The 17,272-nt window shown below is 67.1% G+C and carries 13 protein-coding genes and 4 tRNA genes; 9 read left to right on the top strand and 8 right to left on the bottom strand.

Translation table 11 applies throughout. The annotated features are described in order from the left end of the window. The first annotated feature begins 303 nt into the window (after positions 1-303). From LKD76_RS28830 to LKD76_RS28790, 9 genes are all read left to right on the top strand, one after another. Positions 304-376: transfer RNA gene (locus LKD76_RS28830), tRNA-Lys, on the top strand. A 1,083-nt stretch (positions 377-1,459) separates the two neighbouring features. Beyond that, entirely contained in the window at positions 1,460-2,125 is a 666-nt protein-coding gene (locus LKD76_RS28825) for a TetR family transcriptional regulator (protein WP_227984527.1), read from the top strand. A 91-nt stretch (positions 2,126-2,216) separates the two neighbouring features. Next, a tRNA-Glu gene (locus tag LKD76_RS28820) sits at positions 2,217-2,289 on the top strand. A 27-nt stretch (positions 2,290-2,316) separates the two neighbouring features. Further along, positions 2,317-2,390, top strand: a tRNA-Asp gene (locus LKD76_RS28815). 33 nt (positions 2,391-2,423) lie between these two features. Further along, positions 2,424-2,497, top strand: a tRNA-Phe gene (locus LKD76_RS28810). Positions 2,498-2,711: 214 nt separating this feature from the next. Next, positions 2,712-3,986, top strand: a complete 1,275-nt coding sequence (locus tag LKD76_RS28805; protein ID WP_308188599.1) for a PucR family transcriptional regulator — start codon at positions 2,712-2,714, stop codon at positions 3,984-3,986. A 238-nt stretch (positions 3,987-4,224) separates the two neighbouring features. Next, positions 4,225-5,670, top strand: a complete 1,446-nt coding sequence (locus tag LKD76_RS28800; RefSeq protein WP_227984526.1) for a class I adenylate-forming enzyme family protein — start codon at positions 4,225-4,227, stop codon at positions 5,668-5,670. A 31-nt stretch (positions 5,671-5,701) separates the two neighbouring features. Continuing rightward, positions 5,702-7,504, top strand: a complete 1,803-nt coding sequence (locus LKD76_RS28795) for a DUF3556 domain-containing protein (protein WP_227984525.1) — start codon at positions 5,702-5,704, stop codon at positions 7,502-7,504. Continuing rightward, entirely contained in the window at positions 7,501-8,916 is a 1,416-nt protein-coding gene (locus LKD76_RS28790; protein ID WP_227984524.1) for a phytoene desaturase family protein, read from the top strand. The genes LKD76_RS28795 and LKD76_RS28790 overlap by 4 nt, the downstream gene beginning before the upstream one ends. Positions 8,917-8,935: 19 nt before the next feature. Here the strand turns inward: LKD76_RS28790 and LKD76_RS28785 are convergent, their stop codons facing one another. The 8 genes from LKD76_RS28785 to LKD76_RS28750 all read right to left on the bottom strand — a co-directional run bounded on the left by LKD76_RS28785 (position 8,936) and on the right by LKD76_RS28750 (position 17,236). After that, the gene (locus LKD76_RS28785; protein ID WP_227984523.1) at positions 8,936-9,622 is read right to left on the bottom strand and encodes a hypothetical protein; all 687 of its coding nucleotides are present in this window, start codon (positions 9,620-9,622) and stop codon (positions 8,936-8,938) included. A 52-nt stretch (positions 9,623-9,674) separates the two neighbouring features. After that, on the bottom strand, positions 9,675-10,817 hold the full coding sequence (locus LKD76_RS28780; RefSeq protein WP_227984522.1) for an FAD-dependent oxidoreductase: 1,143 nt from the start codon (positions 10,815-10,817) through the stop codon (positions 9,675-9,677). Next, on the bottom strand, positions 10,814-11,692 hold the full coding sequence (locus tag LKD76_RS28775; RefSeq protein WP_227984521.1) for a DUF1295 domain-containing protein: 879 nt from the start codon (positions 11,690-11,692) through the stop codon (positions 10,814-10,816). Before LKD76_RS28775 ends, LKD76_RS28780 begins: the two co-directional genes overlap by 4 nt. Positions 11,693-11,737: 45 nt before the next feature. After that, entirely contained in the window at positions 11,738-12,481 is a 744-nt protein-coding gene (locus tag LKD76_RS28770; protein ID WP_227984520.1) for an enoyl-CoA hydratase/isomerase family protein, read from the bottom strand. 6 nt (positions 12,482-12,487) lie between these two features. Continuing rightward, entirely contained in the window at positions 12,488-13,150 is a 663-nt protein-coding gene (locus LKD76_RS28765) for a TetR/AcrR family transcriptional regulator (protein ID WP_227984519.1), read from the bottom strand. A 95-nt stretch (positions 13,151-13,245) separates the two neighbouring features. Further along, the gene (locus LKD76_RS28760; protein WP_227984518.1) at positions 13,246-14,394 is read right to left on the bottom strand and encodes an acyl-CoA dehydrogenase family protein; all 1,149 of its coding nucleotides are present in this window, start codon (positions 14,392-14,394) and stop codon (positions 13,246-13,248) included. Between the two features lie 14 nt (positions 14,395-14,408). Continuing rightward, the gene (locus tag LKD76_RS28755; RefSeq protein ID WP_227984517.1) at positions 14,409-15,596 is read right to left on the bottom strand and encodes an acyl-CoA dehydrogenase family protein; all 1,188 of its coding nucleotides are present in this window, start codon (positions 15,594-15,596) and stop codon (positions 14,409-14,411) included. Then, a complete protein-coding gene (locus LKD76_RS28750) occupies positions 15,593-17,236 on the bottom strand; it encodes a class I adenylate-forming enzyme family protein (RefSeq protein ID WP_227984516.1) in 1,644 nt (547 codons plus the stop codon). The genes LKD76_RS28755 and LKD76_RS28750 overlap by 4 nt, the downstream gene beginning before the upstream one ends. Between the last annotated feature and the right edge of the window lie 36 nt (positions 17,237-17,272).

Here is a 17,272-nt window from a genome sequence, read left to right as displayed (position 1 = left end):
GGAGAGTGCTTTTCGCCACAATCCGACTGGTCTGCCACCGAGTCTCCCACTCGCCCCACGTTATGGAGTTGGATCCGCGGGGCGACGGTGCGTCGCGTTCCTCGGCTTCCTTCTTGGCCGCCTGCCGCTTCGCTTCTTCCTTCCGGGCGAACGTGCCCGCAAGAGTGCACTTGGCACCCAGGGAGTCTCTGTAGACGCCCCGGTAGCGGCCGCTGGGCAGCTTTTCGGCCCAAGCCATCTGGATGTCTCCCCTCCATCGGATTCGGGGCAACCGGCTGCCTTGTTGTAGGCTGTCCGGGCCGAGCCCCTTTAGCTCAGTTGGTAGAGCTGGTGACTTTTAATCACTAGGTCGTAGGTTCGAGTCCTACAGGGGGCACAAGTCATCGGGCACCTACGGGTGCCCATTTTTGTGTTCTCTGCCCCACGGTTGCCCCACGAGATTAGCATCTGTGCAGGTCAACCGGGTGGGACCTGCGGATTAAAAGTCCGTAGCTCTACCAACTGAGCTATAGGGGCGCGGTGCGCAAGTCTAAATGTTCCGCGCGCGGAAGTGGTAACCGATATCCCGGCGGCGGTGTGCCGGAGGGCATTCGCGCTGGTCGGAGGCCTGGCCGCAGTGCCGGTGGGCGGAGGTCGGGGCCGCGGTGGACCGGGCGTGGCGAGTGATCGCGGTCGGTGTCGCCGCCGGGCCGGGCCGGCTTTCGCCGCTGACCGCCCCGCGGCGCCCGGCCGCCCGCCGGCGGGGTGCGCCCGGATGGGAACTTTCCGGAAATGGGGCTGCGCGCCCGGCAATCTCCTTGCTCAGCAATTTGTTTCAGGGCGAATGTGTGGAAACATTGTCCAAACGTAGTGCGTGGCAACATATTTGGTACGGAGGTGATCGTATCGATGGATTCGCCCGATGGCCGCAGCGGCGGCCGGGTGGAGTAGCGGTATCCGTGGGTGACGGTCGGTGACGGGTGAACATTGCTGGGGCGGGCCGGAATTGAGGCGCCCGACCGGCGCCTGTTCGCTAACCGGGTATTTGCGGCGTCCGGCCCCGGTCGCCGGTGAAGTGACTTATCGGTAGGTGGGGCGCTGCATCGGGATTCGAGGTACGGTGACCGCTTGGTGAATTCCGGCGGAACCGGGAGATCTTCCGGCGGTTGGGAATCGGCCGAAGGTTGTTATGCCCGAACATGCCGCGACCGGCCGGGTCGGTCACGGCGTCCTGGAGAAGACGTCGCGGGAGGCGGATCCGAGACGAACGAAACGCCCGGGTGCGCACCCCCTGCGGCGCACCCGGGCGTCGAAACTATACCAGCTGGTGTGTTTCAGGTATCCCTGCGAATTTTCGTACCCAAAGTCTGAAAACCGGGCGGTAGCCCGGATTTAAGTAATTGAAAATCTCATAACTTCGCGGCGAGGACCGGCTCTATCGGTTCCGCCGGTGGTAAGCAGCTTCGGAGGCGTTTCGAGCATGGCACGGCAGCAAGAGCGGGCCCGCCGGACCCGGGCGGCGATCATCAGGTCCGCCGCCGTCGAATTCGGCAAGAGCGGCTATGCCGCGGCATCGCTGAATCGCATATTGGAGGGTTCCCGCGCGACCAAGGGCGCGATGTACTTCCATTTCGACTCCAAGGAGGATCTGGCCCGGGCGGTGCTGGACGCTGCCGTCGAACGCTATCGATCCACCACCGAAAGGTGGCTGGCGAGAATGGATCTCGAGCCGCTGGACATCATGCACGGCATGATCGACGAGGTCGCGCTGCGGCTGGAGCACGACATCATCACCCAGGCGGAATTCCGGCTGGTCATCGAGCCGGAGTTCTATCAGGACGCGCGTGCGGGCGGCAGCCGGATCGTCGGACGGGCCGCGCACGGCCTCGCGGTCCGGGCCATCGATCGCAAGCAGCTGCGCGTCGACGCCGACCCGGACCGGTTCACCCGCACCCTGGCGGCGTCCTTGGCGGGACAGCGATACATCATCGATCTCCTCGGCGGCGGCATCGATCTGCGCACCCGGTTCACCGAGGCGCTGGAGGTGATCATCGAGGCGATGGCCACCCAGGATTGGCTCGACGAATTCCGGCAGCACGGCTGGCGCGCGTCGGCACGGTTGGATGACCTGAATCTGGGCCTCTGACCAGCCGATTTGGGAATAGCGCGAAGCCTGTCATAAGCTATGCGAGCTCCCAACGGAAGCCGTTGAGAAACGGACCGGAGAGATCCGGCGGGCCCCCTTCGTCTAGCGGCCTAGGACGCCGCCCTTTCAAGGCGGTAGCGCGGGTTCGAATCCCGTAGGGGGTACGGTGGCAACACCGTTGGAGCATGCAAGGCCCTGTGGCGCAGTTGGTTAGCGCGCCGCCCTGTCACGGCGGAGGTCGCGGGTTCGAGTCCCGTCAGGGTCGCTTTGTTGTCTGGCATTCGGTTCGGGTGCCTCCGGCCAGGTAGCTCAGTTGGTACGAGCGTCCGCCTGAAAAGCGGAAGGTCGCCGGTTCGATCCCGGCCTTGGCCACTCTGAAATCCCCTCGATCGGCCGGTCGGGGGGATTTTTCATCGGTATCCCCGTCGGGCCGCGCGGCCTTTTGTCTGCGGCCGACCACCGAAGACCGGGACGACGGCCTGTCTTCGGCGTGGCGAGCCGTATTCTCGTCCCGGTTTTGTCTCCTCGGGACGAAATCTGACAGGAAGGCCCGTGGGGTTGGCGGCCGGGATCTACCGTTCGAGAGGTGACGAAGGAGCGTCGGGGCGGCGAACTCGGTGCGGACGAATATGTCGCCCGGATCGCCGCGCGGATGAACGACGAGGTGTCGGCGGTCAGCTCCACCATCCGGGCGGCACTCGAACAGTTGATCCCGGAACTGCGGGGAGATGCCCGCACGGTGGAATTGCTGGGGGCCAGCGTCGAGGGCAATGTCGACACGATTCTGCACGCGCTGCGGCACGGGATCGCGGTGGAGCGGATCACCGCGCCGACGGCCGCGCTCGAATACGCGCGGCGGCTCGCCCAGCACGGGGTTCCGGTCAATGCGCTCGTGCGGGCCTATCGGCTCGGGCAGCGGCGGCTGACCGAACTGGTCTTCGCCGAACTGCATGCCATCGATATGGAGCCGACCACCAGAATCGCGGTGATCGAGGAGATCACCGATGTGCTGTTCGCCTACATCGACTGGATTTCGCAGCAGGTGGTCGCGGTCTACGAGGAGGAGCGCGAACGGTGGCTGGAGAACCGGAACAGTGTGCGCGCCATGCGAGTTCGGGAGGTGCTCGCCGAGGACACCGCGGTCGACGTCGACGATGCCACGGCGGCGATCCGGTATCCGCTGCGCTGGCAGCACGTGGCGATGGTGCTCTGGTATCCGGACACCGATTCCGACAGTGACGACCTGGCTCGGTTGCAGCGGTTCGTCCGCGAACTGGCCGGCGCCGTCGAGGCCGCGGCCGGTCCGCTGTTCGCCGCGGCCGACCGGACCAGCGGGTGGGTCTGGCTGCCGTACAAATCCGAGCCCGTCGATCCGGCCGAGCGGATTCGCCGGTTCGCCGCCGCCCGGCCGGATGCACCACATATCGCCATCGGTGCGGTAGGCGCGGGTGTCGACGGATTTCGGCGGTCCCACCGCCAGGCGCAGCAGGCTCGTGCCGTGGCGACCCGGCGCGGACCCGGAGACAAGGTCGTGGCGTCCACCGATCCGGGATTGACGGCGGCCGCACTGCTCGGCGGGAACCCGGTGGCGGTCCGGGACTGGGTGGCCGATGTCCTCGGTCCGCTGGCCACCGACACCGCGAGCGATGCCCGCCTGCGCGACACCCTGCGGGTATTCCTACGCACCGGGTCCAGCTACAAGGCGTCCGCGCAGGAACTGGATCTGCACTACAACTCGGTGAAATACCGGGTGGGCCGAGCCGTGGCACGCCGCGGCCGGTCGATCGCCGACGACCGGCTCGACGTGGAGCTCGCGCTTCTGGTGTGCCACTGGTACGGCAAGACGGTGCTGACGCGCTGACTGCCGTGCCGCGCCACCCCGCCTTCGGCATCGCGGGTTTGGTTCCGCCAGGACGAACCTCGGGCGGTTCAGCCCCGGCCATCGCGTCCGAAGGTGTCCTCTCGGGGCATCGGCACGTGATCTTTGTCTCGGCGAGACAAGACTTCGGCACCAATTCGTCCATTCGCGACGGTGTGGTCCAGCTCACTAATTCCTACCGTTGTCGTGTCCGTTCGACACCGACGATTCAGGACCGACCATGCATCTTCGCGAGTTACCCGACTTCCGCAGCCGACACGATCCCGGCGCGCCCTGTGTGGCCGACGACGCCGTCGAACTCGATAACGCCGAGTTCGCCGCGGCCGTGCGGCGGGCCGCCGCCGCACTGGCCGCACACGGTGTCACGTCCGGCGACGTGGTCGCGGTGATGCTGCCGAACACCGTGTCGTTCGTGGTGTCCCTGTTCGCCGCCTGGCGGCTGGGCGCCGCGGTCACGCCGATCAATCCGGCGCTGGTACCGGCCGAGATCGGCTTTCAGAGCGCCGATGCCGGGGCGAAGGTGCTCATCACCGATCAGCCGGTGGATATCGGAGTCACGGTGCTCACACCGGCCGAGCTCACCGCGTGCTCACCCGCCGCCACCGCGGCGCGGGTCCGCGACGACGCGCTGGCCCTGCTGGTCTACACCAGCGGGACGACCGGGCGACCCAAGGGTGTGATGCTCGACCACGCGAATCTGAACGCCATGTGCGACATGGTGATCGGGGCGGTGGATCTCACCGCCGCCGACCACAGCCTGTTGATTCTGCCGCTCTTCCATGTCAACGGCATCGTGGCCGGCACCCTGTCGCCACTGCTCGCGGGCGGACGCACGACGATCGCGGGCCGGTTCCGTGCCGACACGTTCTTCGACCGGATCGAGCGCAGTGGGGCGACCTACTTCTCCGCGGTGCCGACGATCTACGCGATGCTGGCGGATCTGCCGGCCGAGGTCGTCCCCGAGTCCTCGGCGGTGCGGTTCGCGGTCTGCGGAGCCGCCCCGGCCAGTGTCGAACTGCTGGAGAAGTTCGAAAGCCGCTACGGCATACCGATCGTGGAGGGCTACGGACTGTCCGAGGGAACCTGCGCGAGCACCCTCAATCCACTGCGCGGACGCCGCAAGCCGGGGACGGTCGGCCTGCCGCTGCCGGGGCAGACGATCCGGATCGCCGACGCCGACGGCAATCCGGTCGCCGACGGCGCCGCGGGTGAGGTGCTGATCCAAGGCCCGAATATCATGCGCGGCTATCTGAATCGGCCCGAGGAGACCGCGCGGACCGTCGTCGACGGCTGGCTGCGCACCGGCGATATCGGGCGTTTCGACGAGGACGGCTATCTGGTCCTGGTTGATCGCGCCAAGGACATGATCATCCGCGGCGGCGAGAACATCTACCCCAAGGAGATCGAGAGCGTCGTCTACCAGCTGCCCGAGGTTGCCGAGGCCGCGGTCGTCGGCCGGGCGAGCGAGGTCTACGGCGAGGAACCGGTGCTGTTTCTCGCGCTGACTTCCGGCGCCACCCTCACCGCGGCGCAGATCCTCGACCACACCCGCCGGAATCTGTCGAAATACAAACTGCCCGTGGCGATCACCTTCCTCGACGACCTGCCCAAGAACGCCGTCGGCAAACTCGACAAACCGTCGCTGCGCCGCGCCCTGACCGCCTGATCCACCCGCCCACGACAGAGGAGATATTCCGATGGGATTCACCAAGCCGGATCTTCCGGCCGTCGACCCGGACACGTTCCTGCGGAAACCGCTCATGGAACGGATGCGCCTACTCGGCGCAGACTGGGCCGAAAACGGTTTCGGCTCACCGAAAATGGTGCACTGCGTGTACATCCTCAAGTTGGTCGTCCTCTATGCGATCGGGGGAATCACGGTGGCCACGCTGACCTCCGGCCTGCCGGCGTTCTGGCATGTCGCGGCATGGTGGAATCAGCCGATCGTGTATCAGAAGGCCGTCGTCTGGACGGTCCTGCTGGAAGTCATCGGGATCGCGGGTTCGTGGGGGCCGCTGGCGGGCAAGGTGAAACCGATGACCGGTGGCATCCTCTTCTGGGCCCGTCCCGGCACCATCCGGCTGCGCCCGTGGACATGGGTTCCCGGCACCGAGGGGAATCGGCGCACCTGGTTCGACATCACCCTCTACCTCGCCCTCCTGGCGAGCCTGGTGGTCGCGCTGGTTCTGCCCGGCGTGCACAGTGCCGCACTCGCCGGGGTACTGCCGGACAACACCTCCGGACTGATCGATCCCACCGCGCTGGTGGCGCCGATCGCGCTGCTGATTCTCAACGGCCTGCGCGATAAGGTCATCTTCCTCGCGGCCCGGGGTGAGCAATACCTGCCCGCACTCGTCGCCTTCACGGTGTTCCCGTTCGTGAACATGATCATCGCGTTGAAGCTGCTGATCGTGGTCGTCTGGATGGGCGCCGGATTCTCCAAACTCGGTAAGCACTTCTCCAACGTGGTGCCGCCGATGGTGTCCAACAGTCCGTCGATGCCGTTCAAGTCGGTCAAACGCGCGCACTACAAGGATTTCCCGCGGGATATGCGGCCGTCCGGCGTCGCCCATTTCATGGCTCATGTCAACGGCACCTGTGTCGAGATGCTCGTTCCCCTGGTGCTGCTGTTCTCCACCGACAAGTGGGTGACCCTCGTCGCCGTGGCGATCATGGTGATCTTCCACCTGTTCATCGTGTCCACCTTCCCGCTGGCGGTGCCGCTGGAATGGAATGTGTTGTTCGCCTACGCCACGGTCTTCCTGTTCGTCGGCTTCCCGGCCTGGAACGGATACGCCGTGTGGGATATGTCGCCGGTGTGGCTGGTCGTGCCGGTGGTCGCGGCCCTGCTGTTCTTCCCGGTGCTCGGCAATCTGCGGCCGGACAAGGTGTCGTTCCTGCCGTCGATGCGGCAGTACGCGGGCAATTGGGCCTCGGCGATATGGGCCTTCGCCCCGGGCGCCGAGGAGACGCTGAACCGGGTGACGCGCTCGGCCGGCAACCAGATCGACCAGTTCGTCGAATTCGGCTACGAACCGCGGTGGGCGGAGATCACCCTGCAGAAGACGGTCGCCTGGCGCGCCATGCACAGCCAGGCCCGGGGGCTGTTCTCGCTGCTGATCTCGCGACTGCCCGATATCGATTCGCGTACGGTTCGAGAGGCGGAATTCCTGTGCAACTCCATCGTGGGGTTCAATTTCGGAGACGGCCACTTCCACGATGAGGAGATGATCCGCGCGGTGCAGGACGAGGCTCGCTTCGAACCCGGCGAATGTGTCGTCGCCTGGGTCGAGTCGGAGGCGTTCGGAAGCGGCGTCCAGCACTACAAGCTGATCGACGCGGCGCTGGGCGTGATCGAGCGGGGCACCTGGAAGGTCGCCGATGCCGTGGCCGAGCAGCCGTGGCTGCCGAACGGTCCGATTCCCCTGCGGCCCAGCTGGACTCGCTCGGCCGCGGTGCCTGCCGAGCCGACGCGGGACGATTTCGGAGTAGTGGCGTGACGACCGCTTTGGTGGTGGGTGGCGGGCCCAACGGGCTCGCCGCCGCCGTCGCCCTCGCCTCCGCAGGGGTCGAGGTCACCGTGCTCGAGGCGGCCGGCCAGGTCGGCGGGGGTGCGCGCAGCGGCGAGGCCCTCGTGCCCGGCCTCCTGCACGACCACTGCTCGGCCATCCACCCCATGGCCGTCGGTTCGCCGTTCCTGGCACGGCTGGGTCTGGATCGCTACGGGCTCACCTGGTGCCTGCCCGAGATCGACTGTGTACATCCGCTCGACGACGGCAGCGCCGGCGTGCTGTACCGCTCGGTCGAGCAGACCGCGGCCGGACTCGGTCGGGACGGGTCGCGCTGGCGACTGGCCTTCGACCGCCCGGTCCGGCGCTACGACGCGCTGAGCGAGGACATCATGCGTCCGCTGCTGCGCTTGCCGCGCCATCCCCTGACGCTGGCGCGCTTCGGCGCGCCCACCCTGCTGCCCGGATCCGCCTTCGCTCGGCTGTTGCGCACCGAGCGGGCGCGGGCGCTGTTCGGAGGTGTTGCGGCCCACGCCTTCCGGCCGCTGGACCGCCCGCTCACCTCGGCCGTCGGCCTCGGGATTCTCACCGCCGGGCACCGGTACGGCTGGGCGGTGGCGAAGGGCGGTTCGCAGGCGATCACCGACGCGCTGGTGGCACTGCTCACGGAGCTGGGCGGCACGATCGAAACCGGGGTGCGAGTCGAGTCGGCGGCGCAGTTGCCCGCGGCCGATATCACCATGTTCGATCTGGCCCCCGAGGTGGTGGCGCGCATTCTCGGTGATCGGCTACCGCGCCGGGTTCGGCACGCGTTCAGCAGGTTCCGTCGCGGACCGGGAGCGTTCAAGGTCGACTTCGCGGTGTCCGGTGGTGTGCCGTGGACGAATCCGCACGCGCGGCGTGCCGGTACGGTCCATCTGGCCGGTGCCTACGGGGAGCTCGCCGCAACCGAACGTGAGATCCATGCGGGACGAATGCCCGAGCGCCCGTTCGTCCTGGTCGGACAGCAGTATCTCGCCGATCCGCAGCGCTCGGCAGGCGACGTCCATCCGGTGTGGAGTTATGCCCATGTCCCCAACGGATATTCGGGCGATGCGACCGCGGCGATCATCGCGCAGATCGAACGGTTCGCGCCTGGCTTCCGGGAACGCATTGTGGGACAGGTGGTTCGCTCGACCACCGAGATGGCGGCGTACAACCCCAACTATGTCGGCGGCGATATCATGACCGGCGCCAAGGATATCCGTCAGCTGGTATTCGGACCGCGAACGACGTTGTCGCCGTACAGCCTCGGGGTGCGAGGCCACTACATCTGCTCGGCCGCGACACCACCCGGGCCGGGCGCGCACGGCATGTGCGGGGCCAATGCCGCGCGGCTCGCACTGGCACACCTCGCCGACTGATCACACACCGATCCTCGTCTCACGTCAGTACATTCACCGCCCTGGCGATCACCAGGGCCGCGGTGACCAGCGACAGTGCCGATTCGGCCATCATCAGGGTCTTCGCCCAGCGCGACATCGGCATCACATCGGTGGGGCTGAAGGCGGTGGCGTTGGTGAACGACAGGTAGAGGTAGTCGAGGAATTCCGGTTCCCAGTCGGCGGGGGAGAGGTCGGGGCTCTGCATCTGGACGAACAGGAAGTCCGGCAGCGGTTTTCGGGCATGGGCTCGAGCCGCGGGGCCGCCGCGATCGAATTCCCAGTACCAGAGCGCGAATACGGTGACATTGGTGAGCCAGATGGCCGCACCCGAACCCAGCAGCACCGGTGGGTCGTTGCTGAGGGTGCCGTCGATCAGCCCGGCCACCAACCGGAACACCGACCAGGCGGTGGCGATGCCCAGCAGCGCGGCCATGCCCAGACCGCACCAGCGCAGCCAGACCTCCTCCCGGTCCAGGCGTACCGGACTGCTCACCACCAGCACGCCCAGCAGCAGCACCTCCAGCATCGGCAGCAGCCACACCGGCCGCAGCTGGAAGTGATCGGGGAGCAGCAGTTGCAGGATGATGATGCCGACCATCGCGGCCGTTGCCGCCCACCGTGATTCCCCGGCGGTGCGGCGCGCCCACGCCGGAACCTCGTCGGTGTCGTTCTCGGAACCGCTCACCCGTGCAGTATCGCCCGGTGCGAGCCCGCCGGCGCTGTGGCACGCGTGCCGATCACGACGTGCGTTCGCCCGATCCGCGCTCCGGCCGGGCGGCCCGCACCCCGCCGTAGATACCGCGCCGGACGACGAAGCGCTGCAGCGAGCCGATGGTCCAGGTGGGAAAGCGGAAGCCGCGCCCGTTCGGGGCGAACACCAGCAGGCCGTCCCGCTGGACGCCGAGCACCGAACCCCACCGCCGTCGCGGAGGCCGGTACGCGCGCAGCGGGGCGCCGGTCGAAACCGAACGGATATTGCGGACCAGCAGCTTGTGCCCCTGATTGCGGGCCGAGGTGCGCAACCGGTCGGTGGCCGCGACATCTCCCACCGCGAAGATGTCGTCGTGGCCCTCGACCCGCAGGGTCGGGTGCACGCGCACGAAACCGCGCTCGTCGAGGATGTCCGCCGGCAGCCACGCGGTATTGGGCCGTACCTGCCCGATCGCCCAGATGACGACATCGGCGCTCGCGGGCGGCTGTCCGGTCGACCAGTCGATGGGGCCGGAGGTGAGTTCCCGGGCGGCGTCGCCGGGAGGCGGTATCGCGCGATGTCCGGGGTGCGGTGTGACTCCGAGTCCGGTGAGCCGGGCGTGGACCCGCGTCCACACGCGACGGTGGTGTTCGGGCAGTCCGCGCTCGCCGGGGAAGTAGAGATGGATGGCCTTGCCGGGCCAGCGTTCGGCCACCTGTGCCGCGCAGCTCATCGCGGCCGCACCGCCGCCGATGACCGCCACCGACTCCGCGTCCGCGATACGCCGGTGTGCCGCAGCGAGATCCGCGTCCACCTCGGCATCGTTCTGCAGGGTGGGCTGCCGCCAGAAGCCGTTGGTCACCCCGGTGGCGATCACCAGGAGTTCGTACGGTTCCTCGCCGGCCGATCCATCGGGATGACGGACCCGCACGATGCGGGCGGCGGTGTCGATCGCGGTGGCGCTGCCGTGCACGATGCGCATCCGGTCGAGGCCACGAAATCTGTCGTAGGCGATGCGGTAGTCGCGCATCCACTCCTGCGGCCGGGCCAGCCGCATGCCGAGTTCCTGACCGCTGACCAGGCCCGGTTTCGCGGTGATGCCCACGATGTCGGCATATCGTCCGAGCCGAATCCCGGTGAGGATGCCGGTATCGCCCAGTCCGACGATCACCACCCGGGGCTTGGTCATGCTGGGCGCTTCCGGGGCGGTAGCGGAACGAACGCGGAGATCCGTCGCACCACGTCCTGGTATTCGGGCCGTCGTTGCAGACTGCGCTGTTCCATCATCGGGATGCTGACGCCGAGGAACATCGCCAGCATGCCGACGGCACCGATGAGCACCCACCAGCTCCCCGGCGCGGCGGCGAGCCCGAACAGTCCGAACGACAGCCACACGCCGAACTCGCCGAAATAGTTCGGATGCCGCGACCACGACCACACACCCCGGTCCATGACCTGGCCCGGTGATGTGGTGGCGGCGAAGCGGTGCATCTGCCGATCGGCGACGGTCTCGAGCGTGACCGCACCCGCACCGATCAGGAACGCGACGATATCGAGCACCCCGAACGCGTCACCGGCCCGGGTGGCGACCACGTAGACCGGGATCAGGCCGAGGAAGACCTGCACGGTGGGAAAGAGGTGGATACCGAACAGATCGGCGGCCATCTCGAATCGGCCCGCTCGCTCGCGCAGCTGCGGATAACGCCAATCCTCATGGTGCAGACCGGGAAACGTGGAGATCCAGTTGCCGGTGAGCCGCACCGCCCAGACCAGCATGACCGCCATCATCAGCCACCAGCGGGCGGTGTCGGCGACCTCCCCGGCATCGATCCACCAGTAGCAGGCGAGCAGCGGCGGCGCGACGCTCCAATACGCGTCGTAGAAACTGGAATTCCGATATACCCGGCTCGCCACGAAGATGACGACGGTCGCGATCAGGTCGGCGATCAGGCCGTCCAGCCACGCCTGGCCGCTGCCGGGCCCCCACATCAGCCACGCGAATCCGGCGATGCCGGCGATCACATAGGCGACCGCTACTCGAACCAGTGAGGCCGCTCTACTCATTTCCGTACCTTATGCACCATTCGGCCGATCGGAGTGCCGAATTCGCTATCCGGAAATGAACCGATCGAGCCGCCGTGCGGTTTCCTTGGTCTGGATGAGGGTGCCGATTTCGGTGCGTTCCATGCCGTAACCGCCGTCGGTGTGGGCGGCGTCGATACAGCGCTTGGCGGCGGCGAAGGCGGCCGGGGGCAGGTCGGCCAGTCGCTCGGCCAGTGCCGATGCGGCGTCCGCGACGTCGTCGACCGCCCACTGCACCAGGCCGAGTCGTTCGGCCGTGGTTCCGTCGACCAGTTCCGCGCCCAGAATCAGCCGATAGGCGGTTCCCGGTCCGACGAGACGGGTCAGGCGCTGGGTGCCGCCCGCGCCGGGAAGCAGTCCGATGCCCACCTCGGGCAGTCCGATCTTCGCGGTGCCGAGCGCGATGCGGAAATCGCAGGCCAGCGCGAGTTCGAAACCACCGCCGGTGGCCGCGCCGCCGATTGCCGCGATCGTGGGTTTCGGCAGCGCTTCCAGAGCCGCGAAGGCGTCCTGCAGCCGTCGGCAGAATTTCTCCAGGCGCTGCCCGCGATCGGGTCGTGCGCGCCAGGAATCCAGCATCGCGATATCGGCGCCCGCGCAGAAGACCGTCGCGGCACTACCGACGATGATCGCGCGCACCCCGGTATCGGAGCCGAGTTCTGCTACGGCCGTGGCGAATTCGTCGGCCTGGGCCTCGTCGAAGGCGTTGACCGGCGGGCGGTCGAGGGTGATCGTGCCGATGGCGCCGGAACGAGAGATAGTGACTGTCACCGTATTTCACTCCATAAGATGTCGGTACGTCTCCGCGCCACGGGGGGTGAGCAGGGTGGGCAGGACGAAACGCACCTGCGCCCGGATGTACTCCTCGACGGTGTAGCGCGACGCGAAATGCCAGTGTTTGAGCGCCCAGGTGTGGGCCAGCATCATCAGGTTGAACACCACCAGATCCGGATCGAGGGCGTTCATCGATCCGGCCGCGATACCGGCCTCGACGGCTGTACGCAGCGGCGCCGAGGTCTCGACCTCCAGATCCTTGATCCGCTCGCGCCCGGCCGGATCGAGGGTTCGGCTCTCCCGATAGGTGAGGACGACGGCGTCGAGATTCTCGTCGACGATTTCGACATAGCGCCGGAAGCCCGCCACCAGTCGTTCCACCGGATCGTCGCCGACGGCGTCCATCGCGGGATCGAGCTCGTCCCGGAAGGCATCGAGAATGTCGACGATGGCGGCCAGCAGCAGATCTTCCTTCCCGCCGAAGTACTTGTAGATCAGCCCCACGCTGACATCGGCCTGGTCGGCGAGCGCTTGCATCGACATCTGATGGAAGCCCGTGGTCTGCATGACCGCGACGGCCGCGTTGAGGAGCTGCCGCCGTCGCGAACTGGTCCGCACCGCACGCACCGCTTCCTCGAGTTCCATCGGTGCGGTTCTCTTCGCCATCGGGCATACCCTTCCGTATCGCAGTCGAATGAACGACGGTTCACTCAACTGTAGAGTGGTTCACCGGCGATCGGATGCCGAGGTGATCCGGTCCATCAGATACCGAGGTCCTTGGCGACGATCGTCTTCATGATCTCGGTGGTCCCGCCGTAGATGCTCTGGATGCGGGCATCCACGAAGGCCCGGGACACCGCGTATTCGCGCATGTAGCCGTAGCCGCCGTGCAGTTGCAAGCAGCGATCGGCGACGCGCATCTGCAGTTCGGTGGTCCACCATTTCAGCCGTGCCGCCCGGGCCGCGGTGAGGCCGCCCGCGACGTGCTCGGCGAGGCAGTCGTCGAGGAAGGTCCGGGCGATATCCAGCTCGGTGGCCAGTTCGGCGAGCACGAACCGGGTGTTCTGGAAGGACGAGATCGGCGAGCCGAACGCGGTGCGCTCACGGACGTAGTCGAGGGTCTGCGCGAGCACCCCCTCGGCCGCGGCGACCGCGCCCACGGCCAACGACAATCGTTCCTGCGGCAGATTGCGCACCAGCTGGTAGAAGCCCTCACCCTCGTCGCCGAGGCGGTTCGCCACCGGCACCCGCATCTCGGTGAAGGTCAGCTCGCTGGTGTCCTGGGCGTGCAGGCCGATCTTCTCCAGATTGCGGCCGCGGCCGAACCCGGGGGTATCGGCGGCGACGACCAGCAGGGTCAGGCCCTTGTGCTTGTCCTCGCCGGTGCGCACCGCGACGACGAACAGATCACCGTTGCGCCCGTTGGAGATGAAGGTCTTACCGCCGTCGACGATGTAGTGGTCGCCGTCGCGTACGGCGCTGGTCCGGATACCGGTGAGATCGCTGCCGGCCCCCGGCTCGGTCATGGCGATGCCGAGTACGGTCTCGCCGGTGACCACGCCGGGCAGCCAGCGCGCACGCTGCTCGTCGTCGGCGAGATCCGTCAGATAGGGCAGCACGACATCGTTCTGCAGCGAGAACGCGATGGCCGCGGCGGCGGCTCCGGCCCGGGCGATCTCCTCGATCACGATGGCGTGGTAGCGGAAATCCTCCACGCCCGGCCCGCCGAACCGTTCGGGTACCGGGAACCCGAGCAGCCCGAGTTTGCCCGCCTCGGTGAACAGCGAGCGGTCCAGGCATCCGGCGCGTTCCCAGTCCTCGTGGACCGGGGCGACGGTCTGCGCGACGAATTCATGGACCACCGCACGGAACTGCCGGTGTTCGGAGTCGTACTCCAGTCGTGCGTTCATGCTGGAACCTCTTGTCAGCGGAAGGCGTTCTGACCGGTGAATGCCTGGCCGAGAACGAGTTGGTGCATTTCCGGTGTGCCCTCGTAGGTGAGGACGGACTCCAGATTCACCATGTGCCGGATTATGGGGAATTCGAGCGAGATGCCGTTGCCGCCCAGGATGGTTCGGGCCGTGCGGCAGATCTCGATGGCCTCGCGCGTGTTGTTGAGCTTGCCGAAGCTGACCTGTTCGGGACGCAGTCCGATCGAGTCCTTGAGCCGCCCGAGATGCAGCGAAAGCAGTTGGCCCTTGTGCAGTTCCACCGCCATATCCGCGAGTTTGGCCTGGGTGAGCTGGAATCCGGCGATGGGCCGCCCGAACTGGTTGCGCTGCATCGAATAATCGCGGGCCGCCTGCCACGCCGAACGCGCCGCGCCCATCGAACCCCAGATGATGCCGTAGCGCGCCTCGGACAGGCTCGACAGCGGAGCCTTCACTCCCTTGCCGCCGGGCAGCACGGCGTCCGCGGGCAGTCGCACGTCGTCGAGCACCAGCTCACTGGTGATCGAGGCCCGCAGTGACAACTTGTGCTTGATGGTGTGCGCGCTGAAGCCCGGGGTGCCGGTGGGCACGACGAAGCCCCGGATGCCCTCGTCGGTAGCGGCCCAGACCACGGCGACGTCGGCGATCGATCCGTTGGTGATCCACATCTTGCGGCCGTTGAGAACCCAGTCGCCGCCGTCGCGCGTGGCCCGGGTCTGCATGCCGGCCGGATCGGAGCCGACACCCGGTTCGGTCAGTCCGAAACAGCCGATGATCTCGCCCGCGGCCATACCGGGCAGCCAGCGCTGCTTCTGTTCCTCGGACCCGTTGTTCCAGATGGAGAACATGGCCAGCGAGCCCTGGACGGAGACCAGGGAGCGGATACCGGAATCGCACGCCTCGAGTTCGAGGCAGGCCAGACCGTAATGCACGGCCGAGGAGCCGCCGCACCCGTAGCCCTGCAGATGCATGCCGAGCAGGCCGAGTTTGCCGAACTCCCGCGCCAATTCGCGCGCACCGGGGAGATCGCCCGCCTCGAACCAGTCGGCGATGTGCGGGGTGATGTGTTCGGCGCAGAAGCCGCGGACACTGTCACGGACGGCCCGTTCGTCCTCCGAGTACAGCGAATCGAGGTTCAGCGGATCGAGTGCGTCGAATGCGGGGCGAGTGCTGGCGCTCATACGATTTCCTTGTCCGGATAGGTGAACAGGCCGGCCGCGGCATCGTCGCGGGCCTGCTCTGTCAGTTTGTAGTGCAGCTTCTTACCGGTGGCCGAGACGGGCAGCGAATCGACGAATCGGTAGGCCCGCGGGCGTTTGAACGCCGACAGCATCGGATGTGCGCGGCAGTGCCGGTCCAGTTCCGCCGCGCCGAGGCCCGGATCGCCGGCCACCACGTAGGCGACCACCACCTGACCCCAGCGATCGTCGGGAATGCCCACCACCAGCGAATCGTCCACGCCGGGATGTTCGTTGAGCGCCTCCTCGACCTGCACCGGGTGGACATTCTCACCACCGGAGATCAGCATGTCGTCCTTGCGGCCGACGATGGTGACGAATTCCCGGTCGTCCCAGGTGGCCAGATCGCCGATGTACAACCAGCCGCGATGGAACTTCCTGGCCTCGTGATCGGGCGAATCCACATAGGCGTTGGCGCCCTTCGGGGAGCGGACGATGACCTCGCCGACCTCGGTACCGTCCTTGGCCACGGTCTCGTCGGGTTCGGCCAGCCGGTCGTCGAGGACTCGCACCACCGCGACGTCGTCGTCGATGCACGCGCGGCCGGCGGTACCGGCCATGGCGGGCAGATCGGTGGGGCGCAGGAAGGTGTTCCAGAATCCCTCGGTGCTGCCGTAGCCGTTGAAGATGTTGGGATTCAATATCTTCTGATAGCGCAGTGTCGCCTCGCGCTCGAGCGGTGCGCCCATGGTGACGATGCCGCGCAGGCTGGACAGATCACGCCGCCGGGACTCCTGGGCGTGGGCGAGCATCGCCAGATTGGTCGGCGCGCCGATCAGGAAGGTCAGCCCGTAACGTGCGACGTGGTCGAGGGTGGCGTCGGCGTCGAAGGCGCGCATCGGAACCAGCGACGAGCCCAGGTAGAAGGTGGGATTCGGTCCCGCGCAATACAATCCGCCGCGATGGAACCACGGCGTCATATTCAGTGTCTTGTCCTCGGGCGACATCGGGAAATGCATGATGACGTCGTGGGCGCTGAAGATCTCCACCAGGCTGTTGAGTGGAACACCCTTGGGCATCCCGGTGGTGCCGGAGGTGTAGAGGCGGGTGGTCTCGTCCCAGGTGGTGCGATGCGCGTCCAGCGGCCGCGCGGTGCCGGCGAACAGGTCGTCGAACCGGATGGCGCCCGGTAGCGGTTCGCCCGCGCCGACCGCGATCAGCAGCGGCGGCCGGAATACGCAGCGGTCCAGCGCATCCCGCACCATCTCGGTGAGATCGGTGTCGTAGACGAAGATCCGGGGCCGGTTCGCGTCCAGGATGTAGGACGTCTCGCCCGCGGCGAGCCGGAAGTTCATCGGTGAGCCGACCGTACCGGCGGCCTGGGTGGCCAGGTACAGCGTGGCGAACTCCACCCCGTTGAACAGCTGATAGGCCACCACATCACCCGGCTCGGCGCCCGCGTCGGCCAGTCCGGTGGCCAACCGGTCGACCCGTGCGCCGAATTCCGCGTAGGTGAGGGACTCACCGGTCGCGGGGTCCTCGATCGCCGGGCGATGGGCGTAGCGGTGGACATTGCGCCGGAAACCGTTGAGATAGGTGAAGTCGTGCTCGAAATACTGCCGGTAGGCATGCGCGTCGTACATCTGGATTCGTCCTCCGGGATCTGCTCGGCACCTTGA

Source organism: Nocardia spumae, from assembly GCF_020733635.1.
Taxonomy (GTDB): domain Bacteria; phylum Actinomycetota; class Actinomycetes; order Mycobacteriales; family Mycobacteriaceae; genus Nocardia; species Nocardia spumae.
Note: the sequence above shows the minus strand (reverse complement) of the source record. Positions and strands in the feature narration are given on the sequence as shown.